The following is a 17,943-nucleotide window of genomic DNA, read 5'->3' as shown; positions in this document are numbered from 1 at the left end:
TTACTGGGTGCTCTCGAGCGCCAGTATGAGCTCGGCACGCACGCGCGCCGTCGAGAGGTCCCGTCCGGTCAGCTCGGCGATCTTCAGAATGTGCTTGCGCAGGGTATGCCGATGGATGCTGAGGGCTGACGCCGCGGGATCCCAGGCGCCGTTGTGCTCGAGCCAGGTGCGCAGCGACGTGGTGAGCGCTGTTCTGTGGGCGGCATCGTGCTCCGCGATCGGGCGGAGCAGCGCATAAGCGATCGAGCGGGCGGCCTCGGTGTCGAGAACGGCGTCGAAGCCAGCATCCGCCACCTCATCGAAGCGAGCAACTCCGCCCGTCTGCGCCGCCCGTGACAGCGCGAGTTCTGCTTGCGTTGCCGCTCGCGACACGGTCTCGATGGTCGCGGGGGACGACAGGCCGATGTGGATGCCGTGGCGAACGGCGAGGTCGCGCGTTACCGGTGCATCTCGCGACGATTCGTCGCCCGCGGGGAGCAGTACCGCAATGCGCGATCCCTCGCGCGCGGTGAACAGGCCGTCGAGGGCGGGATCCGCGAGGATAGCGCCGAGCGGGCTCGAGGCGCGTGAGGCATCGTCGGGGGGAACGCGATCGGCAGCAGCTGGCGCGATGAGAGCCACCACGATGTCTCCGGCGGGAAGCTCGTGTCCCGCGAGGTGCCGAGCAAGCGCGAGGTTGTCGTCTTGGAGACAGTGCCATGCCCCGTTGCGCAGCGCGAGAGACGCCTCGGCGAGCGAGCGGCGCTGTTCGAGCGCCATGACCGCGAGCGCGACGACGCCGGCGACGACGCTCTGTGCCGGATGATCGAGTGGGCCCGCAACAGCGAGCACTCCCCGCAGCTCGCCCCCGCGGCCGATCGTCTGCAGCAGAATCCCGTCGTCGGTCGGAGCGGCTGCGGGAATGCCCCGTTCGAGCAGTCGTCGTACGTCTGCGTGAACATCGAGCGGAGCCGGCGCTGCGTGAAGCGCGTCGCCCGTGGCGTCGAAGAGTGTCACCGGTCGATCGAGCTGCCGCGAGAGCTCGACGACGCTGGAGCGCAGCCCGTTATCGCGCAGCGCAGCGCCGGAGATTGTGCGCTGAGCGTCGGCTGCCCACACGCTGCGACCGTGTGCCTCGGCGGTCACGAGGTCGGCAACGTAGCGCGTGATCGCGATGAACGGCGTGCGGTAGGGAACGTCGAAGAGTGGCATCGCCTCGCGTTCGCAGGCGTCGACGAGCTCTGCCGGAACATCGCGAATCACTCCAGAGGCGAAGCCGATCGCACGGATGCCGAAGGCAGCGAGCCGCGATACGTAACCGTCGGCGTCGATCGCGTCACCGAACTGTCTCCCGGTCGTGAGCACGACATTCCCCTCAGTGAGAAACGGCGTCGGGTCGTCGAGATCGGTGCCCGCGACCCAGGTGATGGGCTGGTCGAGCGGGTGCACGGCCGGTGCCGCGCGGTCGGGCAGCGGTGAGAGCAGGCGAAGCCCGAGGTCTGTGCGCGCGAGGAGCCGGCGGACGGTGACGGTCATGTGTGCCAGTATGGCGTACTCCCGCTGCGTAATTCACCAAAACGGCACGTACCGGATTCGCGCGCGCTTCGTAGCATGGAGAGCACAGACGCGAACTCGACGGGAAGTGGTCATGACCATTGCAGAACCGACGCTCACCGCGGGCGGCCCGGCTCTTCCCCAGGAGCGACGCCTCGTTACGGAGATTCCTGGCCCCCGGTCCGTCGCACTCATGGAGCGCAAGCACGGAGCCGTTGCCGGTGGCGTGAGCACGACGATGCCTGTCTACGCCCGCGCCGCGGGCGGAGGAGTCGTCGTCGACGTCGACGGTAATTCGCTCATCGACCTCGGGTCGGGCATCGCCGTCACGGGAGTGGGCAACGCTCACCCTCGCGTGGTCGAGGCCGTGGCGGCGCAAGCGGCGCTCTCGACGCACACGTGCTTCATGGTCACTCCCTATGAGGGTTACGTCGCTGTCGCCGAAGCGCTCAATCGATTGACACCCGGCGATCACGCGAAACGCAGTGCCCTGTTCAATTCGGGTGCAGAGGCCGTGGAGAACGCGGTGAAGATTGCCCGTGCGCACACCGGCAAGCCGGCGGTCGTCGCCTTCGATCACGCCTATCACGGCCGCACCAACCTCACGATGGCGCTCACGGCGAAGTCCATGCCCTACAAGCGCGGCTTCGGCCCGTTCGCCTCCGAGGTCTACCGCGCGCCCGTCTCGTACCCCTTTCGCGATGGGGGAATGACGGGGACGGATGCTGCTCGCGCAGCGATCAGCCGCATCGAGACCCAGATCGGCGCCGACCAGCTGGCCGCCGTGATCATCGAGCCGATCCTCGGAGAGGGCGGCTTCATCGTTCCCGCAGATGGGTTTCTGCCGACGTTCGCGGCGTGGGCGCGCGACAACGGGGTCGTGTTCATCGCCGACGAAGTGCAGACAGGCTTCGCGCGCACGGGTCGCATGTTTGCCTGCGAGCATGAGGGCGTCGTTCCCGACCTCATCACGACGGCCAAGGGCATAGCGGGCGGCATGCCGCTGGCCGCGGTGACCGGCAGAGCACAGATCATGGATGCCGTGCACGCCGGCGGTCTCGGCGGCACGTACGGCGGAAACCCTGTTGCCTGCGCGGCGGCCCTCGCCGCGATCGACGCCTTCGAGAACGACGGGCTCTGCGAGGCAGCCGAGCGCATCGGCGAGATCGTCGCGCGACGATTCGGCGAGCTGGCAGCATCCGACCCCCGAATCGGCGATGTTCGAGGCCGCGGAGCCATGATCGCTGTTGAATTCGTGCGCCCCGAGACGGGCGAACCCGATGCGGAGCTCGCGCGCCGCGTCGCAGCCGCCGCCCACACCCAGGGCGTGATCGTGCTGACCTGTGGAACGTACGGAAACGTGATCCGATTTCTGCCGCCGCTGAGCATTCCACTCGAGTTGCTCGTTGAAGGACTCGATATCGTCGCGACGGCTCTGCGCGACGTGCACACAGACTCCGCCCGCTGACGCTGCGGCACCTGATACGTAAGGAGAATCACATGATTTCAGAACGCGACCTGCTCGCGAAGGTTCCCACCGGCCTGTTCATCGGCGGCGAGTGGAAAGACGCTGCCGAGACCTTCGCCGTGACCGACCCGTCGACGGGAAAGACGCTCGTCGAGATCGCCAACGCGACGGTTGACGAAGGCACCGCCGCGCTCGATGCCGCCGTCGCCGCACAAGAGGAATGGGCAGCGACGCCGCCGCGCACGCGCTCGAACATTCTGCGCGATGCGTTCGACCTGATGCAGGAGCGCCGCGACGAATTCGCCCTGCTCATGACGCTCGAGATGGGCAAGCCGCTCGCCGAATCCAACGGCGAAGTCACGTACGGCGGTGAGTTTCTGCGCTGGTTCAGCGAGGAGGCCGTGCGCGTTGCGGGCCGTTATGGACTGAACCCCGAGGGAACCGGGCGCATGATCGTGTCGCAGCATCCGGTCGGCCCCTGCTTTCTCATCACCCCATGGAACTTTCCTCTCGCCATGGCGACGCGCAAAATCGCGCCGGCGCTCGCCGCAGGCTGCACCGTCGTGGTCAAGCCGGCGTCGCTCACGCCGCTCACGACGCTCTACTTCGCAAAGCTGCTCGAAGACGCGGGCCTGCCGAAGGGTGTCGTCAACATCGTGACGACCAAACGCACGGGGCCGGTGTCCGACGCGATCCTCGACGACCCGCGGCTGCGCAAGCTCAGCTTCACGGGGTCGACGGGCGTGGGGCAGGACCTCATTGCGAAGTCTGCGAAGAACGTGCTGCGCACCTCGATGGAGCTGGGCGGCAATGCCCCGTTCATCGTGTTCGACGACGCCGACCTTGACGCGGCCGTCGACGGCGCGATCGCGGCGAAGTTCCGCAACATCGGCCAGGCGTGCACGGCGGCGAACCGCTTCATCGTGCACGAGTCGGTGGCCGACGAGTTCGCGCGCCGTGTCACCGAGAGGGTTACGTCGATGCGCATCGGGCGCGGCACCGACGACGGCGTCATGATCGGTCCGCTCATCGACGACCGCGCTGTCGACAAGGCGAATCGGCTCGTGCAGGATGCTGTCGAGCACGGCGCCTCGCTCGTCACGGGCGGTTCGGCGATCGAGGGCGACGGCAGCTTCTACGAGCCCACCGTCATGACGGGCGTGCCGAGCGACGCCGAGATCGTGCGCGAGGAGATCTTCGGGCCCGTGCTCGCGATCGCACCGTTCTCGACCGAAGACGAGGCCGTCGCCATGGCGAACGGCGTCGAATACGGCCTCATTGCCTACGCGTTCACGAAGGACCTCGCGCGCGGCCACCGCATGATCGAGCGGCTCGAGTCCGGCATGGTCGGGTTGAACGCTGGCGTCATCTCGAACGCGGCGGCGCCGTTCGGGGGCGTGAAGCAGTCGGGTCTCGGTCGCGAGGGCGGTCTCGAGGGCATTCACGAATACCTCAACACCAAGTACACGATGATGCCGGCCTGACGGCTCGGGGGCGGTGCCACAAGCACCGCCCTCACGGCATCCGACATCGCAAGGGAGCGAAACCATGCCTGACCTGTTGCAGAATACAGCGCCACTTCAGAACTTTGTCGGCGGCCGGTTCGTCAACGCGCGGGGAACCGCCACGATCGACGTCGTCAACCCGGTGACGGAGGGGCGCGTTGCCGTGTCTCCGGTGTCGAATGAGGCAGACGTGGATGCTGCGTTCGACGCAGCGCGGTCGGCTGCTGTGTCGTGGGGACGCACGACTCCAGGGGAGCGTCAGGCGGCGCTTCTCGCCTTCGCCGATGCTCTCGAAGCCCGCGCCGACGACATCGTCGAGGCGCAGAACCGCAACACGGGGCAGCCGAAAGAGACGATCCGCGTCGAAGAGGTGATCACGGGCTGTGATCAGATTCGGTATTTCGCGGGCGCAGCGCGTGTGCTCGAGGGGGCAGCGGCGAGCGAGTACTTCGAGGGCCACACCTCGTATGTGAGGCGCGAGCCCATCGGCGTGGTCGCGCAAGTGACCCCTTGGAACTACCCATTCATGATGGCGGTGTGGAAGATCGCGCCGGCGATAGCGGCGGGAAACACGACGGTGCTCAAGCCGAGCGACACGACGCCAGAGTCGACCCTCGTGCTCGCCGATGCCAGCCGCGGCGTGCTGGCCGACGGCGTGCTCAACGTTGTGCTGGGCGACGCGACGACGGGCGAGCTTCTCGCGCAGCATCCTGTTCCAGGGCTCGTCTCGATCACGGGGTCGGTGCGGGCGGGCCGTGAGGTCGCGGCATCCGCGGCCAAACGTCTGCACCGCTCGCACCTCGAACTGGGCGGCAAGGCCCCGGCCGTGGTGTTCGACGACGTCGACCTCGCGGCGACCGCCGACGCCCTCGCCGAGTCGGGCTACTTCAACGCCGGGCAGGACTGCACCGCCGTGACGCGGGTGCTCGTGCATGAGCCGGTGCATGACGCCATGGTCGCGGAGCTGGTGCGCGCGGCCGAGGCGACCAAGACGGGCACGGATGCTGACGCGCTCTACGGTCCGCTCAACAATGCGAGCCACTTCGCCAAGGTGCAGGCCGTGCTCGACGACCTGCCCGCCCACGCCACCGTGGAGACGGGCGGGCGCCGCGTGGGGGAGCACGGATTCTTCTTTGCGCCGACCGTTGTGACGGGCGTGCGGCAAGACGACGCGTGCGTGCAGCAGGAGACCTTCGGCCCGGTCATTACGGTGCAGTCGTTCAGCGACGAAGCCGAGGCTGTCGAACTCGCCAACGGCGTTGACTACGGTCTTGCCGCCAGCGTATGGACGACCGATCACGCGCGTGCCATGCGCCTCACGCGCGACCTCGACTTCGGCTGCGTGTGGGTCAACACGCACATTCTGCTCACGGCCGAGATGCCGCACGGCGGCTTCAAGATGTCGGGCTATGGCAAAGACCTCTCGATGTACGGCCTCGAGGACTACACCCGTGTGAAGCACGTGATGCACGCGCTCGACTGAGCTGGCAAGGCTCGCCGCCTGTGCCCACGGCAACTCGGCGGTCAGTTCGCCCAATCGGGGACCAACTTTACTGGTGCCGAGCCCACGGCAGACAGTAAAAGTTGGCCCCCAGATCCATGGGCCGTCGTGCGCGCGGACTATGACCAGCGCCACAACGTGCACGGTTGAAGTGTTCCTCGCCCGACACCGCGGCAGTGCGGAAGCGTGCGGGCTCGAATACTTCTGGTTCTCGTGCTTTGTCAAGGCATCGCCTCGTGCGGGGCAGGTCGATACCGTCGGAATATGCGATTTCTTCGACTGCTCGCCGTCGGCTTGATGGCAGTGTTGCTCACCGGGTGCGGGATCACCATGCCCACAGACCCTTACGGGAGTCTCGAGCATGCCACGGGCGGTACGCTCCGCGTGGGCATCTCGCCCAACGGGAATCTGACGGTTGCCGACGACGGCGAGTACAGCGGCAAGGAGGTGGAGCTCATTCGCGGCTTCGCCGAGAGCATCGATGCCGAGATCGAGTGGACGGTCGGGAGTGAGGAGGCGCTCGTTCGAGGTCTGGAGAAGCAGCAGCTCGACGTCGTGATCGCGGGAATGACCGATCAGACGCCGTGGGCAGAGCGGGCAGCGCCGACGCGTCCCTATATGAAGACCAAGGCAGATGACGGTTCGATCCTCAATCTCGTCATGCTCGTTCCGATGGGGGAGAACGCGCTTTTGAGCGAGCTCGAGACCTACCTTGACACGCAGAGGGAGGACGCATGATTCCCCCGATAGACCAGAAGCTGCCCCAGGAGCAGCAGGAGGCGTTGCGTAAGGCGATCTGGCTTGAGTGGGCGACGATCGCCTATGCGGTGTTCACGATTACGATCGTGTTCTTCGTGCTCGGAAACTCGCAGGCCATGAAGACGGCGTGGATCGAAGACATGATCTCCACGACACCGCAGCTCGCGTTTCTCGTCGCCATCTCTATCGTGGCGAAGAAGCCCACGCGCAAGCATCCGTACGGCTTTCACCGCGCAATGGAAGTGGGCCATCTCGTCGCTGGCGTCGCACTCGGCATCGTCGGCCTGATACTGATCGTTGACGCCACGACGGGGCTCGTCAAACAGGAGCATCCCACGATAGGCACGGTCAATCTCTGGGGAAACACGATCTGGCTGGGGTGGCTGATGATGATCGTGATGGCGCTCATCGCCGCTCCGCCCGTGCTGCTTGGACGCGCGAAAATGAAAGTTGCGGGACCGCTGCACAACAAGTTGCTTTTTGCCGATGCTGACATGGCGAAGGCTGACTGGACGACGAACGTGGGATCGATCGTCGGGGTGGCCGGTATTGGCGTGGGAATCTGGTGGATGGACTCGGCAGCGGCAATCTTTATCTCCATCGGTATTCTCTGGGACGGCATCAAGAACACTCGAGCGTCGATTCTCGATCTCGTGGACCAGCGTGCGACGACATTCGACCAGAAGCAGGTGCACCCGCTCGTCGACAAGGTGCACGACTATCTCGGAAGCCTCTCGTGGGTCACCGACGTCGGGTCACGCGTTCGCGATGAGGGCCAGGTGTTTCATGTCGAGGCGTTCGTTGTTCCGCGACGCGGCAAGGTCACGACGGAGCTGTTGCGTGCCGCCCGAGTCGAATGCATGCGTCTCGATTGGAAACTGCAGGATGTCGCGATCATTCCTGTGCCAGAGATTCCTCGCACGGCCATGCGCGATCGCGATGGTGCCAGTCCTTGAACAGTAACGGCGGGACGCTGATCAGCGAAAGTTGATGAACTGCAGATCGATGTCGAGATCGCTGCCCTTGAGCAGCGAGATCGTCGACTGCAGGTCGTCGCGACTCTTCGACTGCACGCGCAGCTCATCGCCCTGAATCTGGCTCTTCACGCTCTTGGGCGCCTCGTCGCGAATGATCTTCGAGATCTTCTTTGCCTGGTCGCTCGCGATGCCGTTCTTGAGGCCGATCTCGAGGCGGTATTCCTTGCCGCTCGCGTAGGGCTCGCCGGACTCGAGGCTCTTGAGCGAGATTCCGCGCTTGATGAACTTGGACTGCACGACGTCGAGAATCGCGTTCACGCGCTCCTCGGTGTTCGCCTTGAGGAGGATCGCCTCGCCCGCCCACTCGACCGACGCCTCGGTTCCGCGAAAGTCGTAGCGCTGGGCCACTTCTTTGCGGGCCTGGTTGACGGCGTTCTCCGCCTCCATCTTGTCGACCTTGCTGACGATGTCAAACGATGAATCTGCCATGCCCACATGCTAGCCGCACTGGCCGATGAACGCTCGGCTGGCGGTGCCGCTCGCATACGCTGGCATCGTGAGCAGCTACGTTGATCCGGTTGATGGGAGCACCTACCCTCTGGGCGAGCCACGGTGGAGATCGGATGCTGGTCGCCCGCTGTGGATCGAACTGGGCTCAGGCCTCGGTCGCAACGACATCGACACCTCGGCGCACTCACTGTGGAGGTATCGCGCTGCACTGCCCGTCGAGATTGCGTCGCCGATCACCCTCGGGGAGGGATGCACTCCGCTGATCGAGCCTTCGTTCGCCGGCGGCACTCCGCTGTTCAAAGCCGATTGGATGAACCCCACCGGCAGCTTCAAAGATCGCGGCACGAGCGTCATGCTCTCATACCTTCGCGACCGCGGCATCCGCTCCATTCTCGAAGACAGCTCGGGCAATGGCGGGTCCTCCGTCGCGGGCTACGCGGCTGCGGGCGGACTCGAAGCGACGATCTTCGCGCCCGAGGCAACGTCTGCGGCCAAGCTCGCTCAAGTGCAGGCATACGGTGCGCGGCTCGAGCTCGTGCCGGGAGCGCGCGAGCAATCGCAAAATGCCGCGATCGCGGCGTCTGGCGACACAGCGTTCTACGCCAGCCACAACTGGCAGGCATTCTTTCTTCAGGGCACCAAGTCGCTCGCGTACGAGCTGTGGGAAGATCTGGGGTTTCGCGCACCGGACAACGTCATCGTTCCGGTCGGGGCCGGCAGCAGCCTGCTTGGATGCTTCATCGGGTTTCGAGAACTGCTCGGCGCGGGGCAGATCACGCGGATGCCGCGGCTCTACGCGGCGCAGCCGGTGAACTGCTCTCCCGTCGACGCGAGTTTCACGGCAGGAGTCGACGTGCCGGTCGAGCGTCCTGTCGCCCCCACGATCGCCGAGGGAACAGCGATTGCGCATCCCCTGCGGCTGGCGCAGATGATCCGTGCGCTGCGGGAGACCGGCGGGGCAACGATTGCTCTTGCCGAGGCAGAGATCTCGCGTGCTCTCGCCGATCTGTGCTCGCAGGGACTCTTCGTCGAGCCGACGAGCGCCACCGCCGCTGCCGCCTACTCCAGGCTGCTGAGCTCGGGCGCGATCGCACCCGCCGAGACCACCGTCGTACTGCTCACGGGAGCAGGGCTCAAGGCGGCGGAACCCGTTCGCGACATCGTGTCGGCCGTGCGCAGCTGAGGGTGCGACCCGTCGAGGGCGCTCAGTCGAGGGTGCGCACGACGCCGGCGAGTGAGCCGACGACGACCGTGCGGTGCCCGTGTCAACCTCTCGCCAGCAGTGGGCATCGCGATTAGCGTCGAATCATGAGCAGCAGCCGATTGCAGCGAGACGAGTAATCGTGTTCAAGGGTTTCGCCGAAGACTGGGTCGAGACTCCAGGTGCGCGCATTTTCGTGCGGCACGGCGGAGATGGGTTTCCGATCGTTCTGCTGCACGGACACCCGCGGACCTCGGCAACATGGCATCGAGTCGCTCCCACGCTCATGGATGCTGGATTCACCGTGATCTGCCCGGATCTTCCGGGCTATGGCCGGTCGGTCATCGCTCATCCAGCATCCGATCATTCGTCATCGTCGAAGCGTGCGATGGCCCGCAGCATCCGCTCCGCAGTCGAGACGCTGGGTCACACACGGTTTTACCTGGTGGGGCACGATCGCGGCAGCTACGTCGCCCTGCGGCTCGCACTCGACAGTCCGGCGGCCGTGGCCCGGCTCGCGCTCGCCGACTGCGTTCCCATCAGCGAACACCTCGCCCGTGCCGATGCCGCCTTCGCGACGGCGCGGTGGCACTGGTTCTTCTACGCTCAGCCCGATAAACCCGAGCGTGCGATCGCAGCGGACCCCCTCGCCTGGTACGGGTTCGATGCCGACACCATGGGCGCCGAGAACTTCGCCGAGGTGGCAGAGGCGGTTCGTCGGCCCGAGGTCATCGCTGGGATGCTGGCCGACTACCGTGCTGGACTCGCGATCGACCGGCAGCACGACGAGGCCGACCGCGACCGCGGGAAGAAGCTCACGATGCCGGTGCTCGCGCTGTGGTCGATTCGCGACGATCTCGAGAAGCTATACGGCGACCCGCTCGCGATCTGGCGAGCGTGGGCCGACCAGGTGCAGGGTGCGCGCATCGACAGCGGGCACCACATGGCCGAAGAGGCGCCGACTCAGCTGACCGGCGAGCTCGAGCGCTTCTTCGGCTGACCACCGTCAGGTGCGCGGCCAGGTCGTGTAGTGGATCGTCTGCAGCACGATCAGCCCGTCGACGACGTGATACGAGTCGGCGCCGTCGCGAATGATGTTGTCGTTCCCCTTCGCCGTCCACTCGAGAAAGCCGTACTCGCGCTCGATGACCGTGCGGTTGTAGTTGAACTCGCCGCTCGCGACAGCCTCGGTGAGTTCCGCTGACGACTGCCGAATGCCGTCGTGCCCTCTGTAGGTGCCGAAGCCCGACAGAATCAGGATGTCTTCGGAGAAGTTGTGTGCGATGTCGCCCTCGAGGTCTCCCTCGAGGCGCTTCATCAGGTGGTCGTGGATCACGTCCGTCGGTGTTCGCGACATGAGACTCTCCTGGTGCTCGGTGCGTTCCTCTTCACCGTGGCACGTTTGCTCTGCGCACGACAGGGTTTGACAGAAGGTGGCGTGCTGAATCAGGGTGCGATCTCGGCGACCGCCTGAGCGAGCGCGGCACGCACGGCGACGACTCCTGGCCGCGACGCGTTGGCAGGCCGTGCCGAGGTGAACACTTCGCGCTGCGGATTTCCCGGCAGCTCGCGAAGCGTGACCGACGGGTGCTCGCCCGCCCACACGAGATCGGGAAGCAGGCCGACGGCGTTGCCGCTGCTGATGAGCCGGATGTGCGCCATGAGGTCGGCGGTCTCAAAGCGAACATCTGGCTCGAATCCGGCTCCCCGGCACAGCTGCAGCGCCCATGTGCGCGACGCCGTTCCCTGCGGCTCCATCACCCAGGGGCGGTGGCGGGCGGATGCTGCGAAGTCGTCGACAGAGGCGATCGGCGTGTCTCCGGCATCCGGTGGCATCGCGAGTCGAATCGCGTCGTTTCCGAGAGGGACTCGATCGAGATCGGAACGATGTGCGCGTGTGTGCCCCGGATACTGCTCGGCGATCACGAGGTCGAAGTCGCGCGCCGACACCTCGAAGAGCGCCTCGTCAGGCTCACGTTCGACGGTGATGACGCGCAGTTCGGGATGCTGCGCCGCAACGAGCGTGATGGCGCGCGGGATGATCGCGTGCGCGGCTGATTGAAAGACAGCGAGCCGCACGGTGCCCGACACGGAGGTGAGCGTCTGCGACACCGCGGCTTCCGCTGCCTCGAGCCCGTCGAGCAGGCGAGCGGCGTGAGCGGCGAGAACCTCGCCCTGAGGGGTGAGCGCAACACGGCGGCCGGCCTTCTGAATGAGCGGAACACCGGCCTCGCGCTCGAGCTGCGCGAGCTGCTGCGACACGGCCGAAGGGCTGTACGCGAGAGCGTCGGCGACGGCCGAGAGGGTTCCTCGCAGTTTCAATTCGTGAAGCACGCGGAGGCGTCGCATGTCCAGCATCCGGCCTCCTCGTCTTCATGAAGCAGACGTGATGGTTATTCTCGCAGATTCGATGGCTGCTCTGACGAGTCGCGGTCCACCCGCCGAGAAGCTGAATCTGCGGCAGTCCGGGCGGCGTCACGACCTCTGGCGTAATAGTCTCGGGAGCATGGCAGAGGCATCACAGCAGACAACGCGACACGAGCTTGCTCACGAAGCGGTGCAGCTGGCGCACACGTGGCTCCGCGAAAGCGCGCAATACCCCGCGGATCCGGCCGCCGAGCGGCTCGCGGGAGTTCTGAAAGATCCGAACGGGCTGCCGTTCACCGTCGGCTTCGTCGACGGCGTCATGCGCCCAGAAGACCTCTTTGTCGCGGGATACGGGCTGCAGCGGGTCGCGAAGCTCACGCCGGCGTTTCTCCCCTGGTACATGCGCGCCGCCATCGCGTGCGGCGGTGTTCTCGGGCCCGTGATTCCCGCCATCGTCATTCCAATCGCCCGCCGCGTGCTGCGTGAGATGGTCGGGCACCTCGTCGTCGACGCCACGCCAGAGAAGCTCGGCCCGGCAATCGCTCACCTGCGTGAAGACGGTTCGCGGCTCAACCTCAATCTGCTGGGCGAGGCGGTGCTGGGTGAGAAAGAGGCGCAGCGTCGCTTCGACGGAACGCTGCGGCTGCTCGAGCGCGACGACGTCGATTACGTCTCAATCAAGGTGTCGTCGATCGTGTCGCAGCTCTCGATGTGGGCGTTCGACGAGGCCGTCGAGCACGTCGTCGAAAAGCTCATTCCGCTGTACCGCGTCGCCGTCGAGGCCGAGCAGCGCGGCCACCGCAAGTTCATCAATCTCGACATGGAGGAGTACCGCGACCTCGACCTCACGATCGCGGTCTTCACGCGCGTGCTCGAGCACCCCGAGCTGAGGTTTCTCGAAGCGGGAATCGTTCTGCAGGCGTACCTGCCCGACGCGCTGCCGGCCATGCAGGAGCTCACGGCATGGGCACGCACCCGCCGTGCGAGCGGCGGAGCGCCGATCAAGGTGCGCCTCGTCAAGGGCGCCAATCTGCAGATGGAGAACGTCGACGCCCAGATGCACGGCTGGCCGAACGCGCCGTACTCCGAGAAGCAGCACACCGACGCCAATTACAAGCGCGTTCTCGAGTGGTCGATGACGCCAGAGAACACGGATGCTGTTCGGCTCGGCGTCGCCGGCCACAACCTCTTCGACGTCGCGTATGCGTGGCTGCTTGCGCGGCAGCGCGGTGTGACGGATGCTGTCGAGTTCGAGATGCTTCTCGGCATGGCGACGGGTCAGGCGCAGGCCGTGCGCAACGTCGTCGGCAACCTGCTGCTCTACACGCCGGTCGTGAATCCGCACGAGTTCGATGTCGCGATTTCCTACCTCATCCGTCGGCTTGAAGAGAACGCCTCGACGGAGAACTACATGTCGGCGGTCTTCGAGCTGCACGAGAACCACGCGCTGCTCGAGCGCGAGACAGAGCGGTTTCTTGCCTCGATCGACGAGCTCGACCACGACGGCTCGGCACCTCCCACGCCGAACCGCACACAGAATCGCCAGACCGAATGGATGCTCGCGGGCGACGCACCGAACGGCGAAATCACCGCCGGCGAGAACGCCGAGGCCCAGGAGGTTGACGTCGAGCGTGCTGCGGCGACAGCATCCGACACCCTCGATCTCGGCGACGCACTGCCTGACGAGGGCCTGACCCAGCAGGTGCTGCATCTGGGACGCCCCAGAGGTGACGCTCCCGGTCCGTTCGACACGACGCGCATCTTCACGGGCACGTTCGAGGCCGTGACGCGCAGCGACGTCGGGCTGCCCGGCTTTCACAACACGCCAGACACCGACCCGGCGATCCCCGCGAACCGCGAGTGGGGCCGCGCCATCATCGCACGCATGGCGGAATCGCGGCTGGGCGTCGAGGAGGTAAACGCCCACCGGGTGACGGATGCTGCCGAGCTCGAGCGCATCATCGATACCGTGACCAGCGCGGGTGCCGCGTGGGGCGCGAAGCCGGGCGCTGATCGCGCCGAGGTCATCGAGCGCGCCGCCGATGCTCTCGCCGCGCACCGCGACCGGCTCATCGAGGTGATGGGCTCCGAGACGGGAAAGACCATTTCCGAGGGCGACCCCGAGGTGAGCGAGGCGATCGACTTCGCGCACTACTACGCCGCGCAGGCCCGCCAGCTCGACCGCGTGCAGGGTGCCGTGTTCGAGCCGTCGCAGCTCATTGTCGTCACGCCGCCGTGGAACTTTCCGCTCGCGATTCCGACGGGAGGCGTTCTCGCCGCACTTGCCTCGGGGTCCGGCGTCATCATCAAACCGGCACCGCAGGCTGAGCGCACCGCCGCCGTCATGGTCGAGGCACTGTGGGAGGCTGGCGTTCCGCGCGATCTGCTCGCCTTCGTCTCGATCGAGGAGGGCGACCTCGGCAGACAACTCATCGCGCACGACGCCGTGGACCGTGTCATTCTCACGGGCGCGTGGGACACCGCCAAGCTGTTCCGCTCGTGGAAGCCGGAGCTGCCGATTCTCGCCGAGACGAGCGGCAAGAACGCCCTCATCGTGATGCCGAGCGCCGACATGGACCTCGCGGCGTCAGACGTCGTGAAGAGCGCCTTCGGCCACGCGGGGCAGAAATGCTCAGCATCCAGTCTTGTGATTCTCGTCGGCTCCGCGGCGAAATCCGAGCGGTTCCACCGCCAGTTGGTGGATGCCGCCATGTCGCTGCGCGTCGGGTACCCCTCTGACCCGAGCGCCCAGATGGGCCCGATCGTCGAGCCGGCGCAGGGAAAGCTGCTGCACGCCCTGACGGAGCTCGGCGTCGGCGAGGAGTGGCTCGTCGAGCCGAAACGCCTCGACCGGTCGGGGCGACTGTGGTCTCCCGGCATCCGCTCCGGCGTCAAGGCCGGCTCGTACTTTCACCTGACCGAGTTCTTCGGACCGGTTCTCGGCATCATGCGCGCTCGAACCCTCGACGACGCGATTCGGTATGTCAACGCGATCGAATACGGGCTCACGTCCGGCCTTCACACGCAGGACCCGAACGACCTCGAAGAGTGGCTCGCGAACGTCGAGGCCGGCAACCTGTATGTCAACCGCGGCATGACGGGGGCGATCGTGCAGCGACAGCCGTTCGGCGGGTGGAAGCGTTCGTCCGTGGGGGCGGGCACCAAGGCGGGCGGGCCGAGCTACCTCTACGGACTCGGTTCGTGGCGCGCCGCTCGAGGCAGCTCGAGCTCGACACTGCATCTGCGCGGGCTCGACTCGCGCATCACGCGGCTGATCGAGTCGGCGCAGCCTTCGATGGAGTACGAGCAGTTCGATGTTCTGCGCCGCAGCGCGCTGTCTGACGCCGTCGCGTGGGCCAACGAGTACGGCGAGGTCAAAGACGCGACGGGGCTCGATGTCGAGCGCAACATTCTGCGCTACCGCCCGGTTCCGGTCGCGATTCGCGCCATGGATGACGCACCTCTCAGCGAGGTGCTGCGCGTGATCGTCGCGGGCGTTCGCGCCAAGTCCGAGCTCACGGTGAGCGTCGCGTCTGCCCTGCCGACGGCGGTGCTTCGCGTGCTCGACGGGCTCGGCGTCACCGTCACGGTCGAGACCGATGCCGAGTGGGTGCAGCGCATGGCCAGACCGAGCGCGGCTGACGGTTCTGCTTCGCGCGTTCCTCGCGTGCGTCTGGTCGGGGCGGATGCGCGGCGCCGCGCAGCCCTGCACCGGGCTCTCGCTGTCGCGGTGGATGGCGACCCGGACCTCGCGATCTACTCCGGCCCGGTCACGCAGTCCGGCCGTGTGGAGATGCTGCCGTTCGTGCACGAGCAGGCGATCTCGATCACCGCGCACCGCTTTGGCAACCTTGACACGTGGAGTGAAGCGGTCATCTGAACCCCGGAAATGGGGTGATGTGCATAGATGTGTATGCATGTGCAGGAGCGAGTAGACTGTCACCATGGCGACACTAGAGAAGCGGGTTCAGGTGCTCTTCGACCCCGAGCAGTACGCCCGGCTCGAGGCCGAGGCGCGGGCCGAGCGCATGAGCGTCGGTGCGCTCATCCGGGAAGCCGTCGACGACCGGCTCGATCGCAAACGATCGGATGCACGGGCCGCGCTGGAAGAACTTTTTGCGCGAGCCGACGAGAACCCGATGCCTGCGATGTCCGCGGAAGAATGGGAAGAGCATAAGGATGATCTGCTAAACCGACCGTCGCTGATGGACATCGAATGAACCCCATGGACGAGCACGCGGTGCTCGTAGATTCAACAGTCCTTGCTCACGCCCTCGGAGACCGTCAGCCTCACAAAGAGGCATGTCGTCGATATCTTCGGCATGTGTGGAGCGGGAAAGGGCGTGCCTACGCGAGTACCGAGATGATTCAAGAGGTGGTTCACCACCGGTTGCGAAGGACAGGCGACCGATTGCTCGCCGTGAGTGATGCGCGCGATTCGATGCGCTCTTTCATCGTGCTGAACTTCGACCACGAGGTACTTGAGCTTGCCCTCGAGCTCATCGAACGCACCCAGGTGCGGGGGCGCGACGCTGTGCATGCTGCAACGGCCCTCGCCTACGGCATCGAGACGGTCGCCTCGTCAGACCCGGCCTTCGACAGCATCCCCGGTCTTCGTCGCGTCGACCCCCTCGCGTCATAAGGTCGCGCACGGGCGACATGTCTGACGCACACCATCGACGTGACGTGCCGGACGGCAGATAATCGAAGACATGGATGCTGTCGTGCCCGACGCGCGCGCGAAGAGGCTCGTTCTCGTCGTGGCGATCCTCGCGTCGTTCGTGTCGTTTCTCGACGGGTCGATCGTCAACGTCGCCCTTCCCGCGATTGAGAACGAACTCGGCGGCGGCCTCGCCGTGCAGCAGTGGGTCGTCGACGCGTACATGCTCACGCTCGGAGCGTTCATACTGCTCGCCGGCTCGCTCTCGGACTCCTTCGGCCGCGGCAGGGTTCTCGCCGCGGGGCTCGTCTGGTTCGGCGTCACGTCGCTGCTGTGCGCCGTCGCCCCCACCGCCGTCCTGCTGATCGTGGCCCGCGCGCTGCAGGGCATCGCGGCAGCACTGCTCGTGCCGAGCTCACTGGCCATCATCACCTCAACGTTCGACGACGACGAGCGCGGCCGGGCGATCGGCGTCTGGACAGCGTGGACGGGAACGGCGATGATCATCGGGCCGCTGCTCGGTGGCGTGCTCGTCGACGCGCTCAGCTGGCGACTCATTTTCGGCATCAACGTGATCCCCATCGTCGTGACACTCGGGCTCATGGCAAAGATGCCCGCCCAGCCGCGTCCAGAAGGCCGCGCACGCATCGATGTGCTGGGCGCTGTGCTCGGTGCTGTGGGTCTCGGCGGCCTCGTGTTCGCGCTCATCGAGCAGCAGCGATTCGGCTGGGCCAGCCCGGTCGTCGCCGTGCCGCTCGCGATCGGGATCGCAGCATCCATCGCCTTTGTCATCTGGCAGGCGAAGGCGCGCGCACCGATGCTGCCCCTCACTCTGTTTCGGGCACGCAATTTCTGGGTCGGCAACGTGGCAACGGTGTTCGTCTATGGGGCGCTGAGCTTCGGCACGTTCGTGATCGTGATCTACCTGCAGCAGGTCGCAGGATTCGCCGCAACCCTCGCCGGTGTCGCACTCATGCCGCCGACGCTCGTCATGCTCGCGCTGTCGGGCCGCATGGGCGACCTCGCAAGCCGGTTCGGACCGCGTCTCTTCATGTGCGTCGGACCGATCGTCGCCGGCCTGGGATTCGCTCTCACGCTCACGGTGACGCCCGATATCAACTACTGGCTTCAGCTTCTGCCCGGGCTGCTCATCTTCGGCCTCGGGCTCAGCATCACCGTCGCACCGTTGACGAGCGCTATTCTCGGCGCGATCGGCCCGGACCGCGCCGGCATCGCCTCGGCGGTCAACAACGCAGTCTCTCGCGTCGCGGGACTGGTGACCGTCGCGTGCGCCGCGCTCATTGTCGGGGGCGCTCTCGACATCGACGGTTTTCGGCGTGCCATGATCGCGACGGCGGTCATGCTCGCGGTCGGCGGTATCGTCTCGGGAATCGGCATCGTCAACAGGCGGCTCCCAGCGAACGCTGTGACTCTCTCAGACTCGAGCGGGTAGTGTGCCCCT

15 protein-coding genes are annotated in these 17,943 nt (G+C 66.1%); 11 read left to right on the top strand and 4 right to left on the bottom strand.

The window, feature by feature from the left end:
* Entirely contained in the window at positions 1-1,515 is a 1,515-nt protein-coding gene (locus ATJ78_RS01445; RefSeq protein WP_098405978.1) for a PucR family transcriptional regulator, read from the bottom strand.
* A gap of 112 nt (positions 1,516-1,627) precedes the next feature.
* Between ATJ78_RS01445 and gabT the strand changes: the two genes are divergently transcribed.
* The 5 genes from gabT to ATJ78_RS01420 all read left to right on the top strand — a co-directional run bounded on the left by gabT (position 1,628) and on the right by ATJ78_RS01420 (position 7,722).
* Positions 1,628-3,001 (top strand): 4-aminobutyrate--2-oxoglutarate transaminase, encoded by a 1,374-nt coding sequence (gabT, locus tag ATJ78_RS01440; RefSeq protein WP_098405977.1) that lies wholly within the window; start codon positions 1,628-1,630, stop codon positions 2,999-3,001.
* Positions 3,002-3,033: 32 nt separating this feature from the next.
* Entirely contained in the window at positions 3,034-4,485 is a 1,452-nt protein-coding gene (locus ATJ78_RS01435) for an NAD-dependent succinate-semialdehyde dehydrogenase (RefSeq protein WP_098405976.1), read from the top strand.
* A gap of 64 nt (positions 4,486-4,549) precedes the next feature.
* Positions 4,550-5,989: an aminobutyraldehyde dehydrogenase gene (locus ATJ78_RS01430; RefSeq protein WP_098405975.1), complete on the top strand. Its 1,440-nt coding sequence runs from the start codon at positions 4,550-4,552 to the stop codon at positions 5,987-5,989.
* A gap of 282 nt (positions 5,990-6,271) precedes the next feature.
* Positions 6,272-6,745, top strand: coding sequence for a transporter substrate-binding domain-containing protein (locus ATJ78_RS01425; protein ID WP_098405974.1), 474 nt, complete (start codon positions 6,272-6,274; stop codon positions 6,743-6,745).
* On the top strand, positions 6,742-7,722 hold the full coding sequence (locus ATJ78_RS01420; RefSeq protein WP_098405973.1) for a cation diffusion facilitator family transporter: 981 nt from the start codon (positions 6,742-6,744) through the stop codon (positions 7,720-7,722). The genes ATJ78_RS01425 and ATJ78_RS01420 overlap by 4 nt, the downstream gene beginning before the upstream one ends.
* Positions 7,723-7,743: 21 nt before the next feature.
* Here the strand turns inward: ATJ78_RS01420 and ATJ78_RS01415 are convergent, their stop codons facing one another.
* Complete coding sequence (locus ATJ78_RS01415) at positions 7,744-8,232, bottom strand: YajQ family cyclic di-GMP-binding protein (protein WP_098405972.1); 489 nt, start codon at positions 8,230-8,232, stop codon at positions 7,744-7,746.
* Between the two features lie 67 nt (positions 8,233-8,299).
* Between ATJ78_RS01415 and ATJ78_RS01410 the strand changes: the two genes are divergently transcribed.
* Together ATJ78_RS01410 and ATJ78_RS01405 are read left to right on the top strand one after the other, a co-directional pair.
* Positions 8,300-9,436 carry a threonine synthase gene (locus tag ATJ78_RS01410; protein WP_211288404.1) on the top strand — a complete coding sequence of 379 codons (1,137 nt, stop codon included), beginning with the start codon at positions 8,300-8,302 and terminating at the stop codon, positions 9,434-9,436.
* A gap of 79 nt (positions 9,437-9,515) precedes the next feature.
* The gene (locus tag ATJ78_RS01405) at positions 9,516-10,454 is read left to right on the top strand and encodes an alpha/beta fold hydrolase (RefSeq protein ID WP_245836160.1); all 939 of its coding nucleotides are present in this window, start codon (positions 9,516-9,518) and stop codon (positions 10,452-10,454) included.
* 6 nt (positions 10,455-10,460) lie between these two features.
* Here ATJ78_RS01405 and ATJ78_RS01400 read toward each other — a convergent pair whose 3' ends face one another.
* Complete coding sequence (locus tag ATJ78_RS01400; protein WP_098405969.1) at positions 10,461-10,811, bottom strand: nuclear transport factor 2 family protein; 351 nt, start codon at positions 10,809-10,811, stop codon at positions 10,461-10,463.
* An 89-nt stretch (positions 10,812-10,900) separates the two neighbouring features.
* Entirely contained in the window at positions 10,901-11,812 is a 912-nt protein-coding gene (locus ATJ78_RS01395) for a LysR family transcriptional regulator (protein ID WP_098405968.1), read from the bottom strand.
* A 148-nt stretch (positions 11,813-11,960) separates the two neighbouring features.
* Here ATJ78_RS01395 and ATJ78_RS01390 point away from each other — a divergent pair, with 148 nt between their 5' ends.
* The 4 genes from ATJ78_RS01390 (at position 11,961) to ATJ78_RS01375 (ending at position 17,934) form a co-directional block, all read left to right on the top strand.
* Positions 11,961-15,701 carry a proline dehydrogenase family protein gene (locus ATJ78_RS01390; protein WP_098409138.1) on the top strand — a complete coding sequence of 1,247 codons (3,741 nt, stop codon included), beginning with the start codon at positions 11,961-11,963 and terminating at the stop codon, positions 15,699-15,701.
* A 64-nt stretch (positions 15,702-15,765) separates the two neighbouring features.
* Positions 15,766-16,041, top strand: coding sequence for a ribbon-helix-helix protein, CopG family (locus tag ATJ78_RS01385; protein WP_098405967.1), 276 nt, complete (start codon positions 15,766-15,768; stop codon positions 16,039-16,041).
* On the top strand, positions 16,038-16,463 hold the full coding sequence (locus ATJ78_RS01380) for a type II toxin-antitoxin system VapC family toxin (RefSeq protein ID WP_098405966.1): 426 nt from the start codon (positions 16,038-16,040) through the stop codon (positions 16,461-16,463). Before ATJ78_RS01385 ends, ATJ78_RS01380 begins: the two co-directional genes overlap by 4 nt.
* A gap of 70 nt (positions 16,464-16,533) precedes the next feature.
* Positions 16,534-17,934: a DHA2 family efflux MFS transporter permease subunit gene (locus tag ATJ78_RS01375; protein WP_098405965.1), complete on the top strand. Its 1,401-nt coding sequence runs from the start codon at positions 16,534-16,536 to the stop codon at positions 17,932-17,934.
* Positions 17,935-17,943: the final 9 nt, after the last annotated feature.

This window comes from Paramicrobacterium agarici, assembly GCF_002563955.1.
Taxonomy (GTDB): Bacteria; Actinomycetota; Actinomycetes; order Actinomycetales; family Microbacteriaceae; genus Paramicrobacterium; species Paramicrobacterium agarici.
Note: the sequence above shows the minus strand (reverse complement) of the source record. Positions and strands in the feature narration are given on the sequence as shown.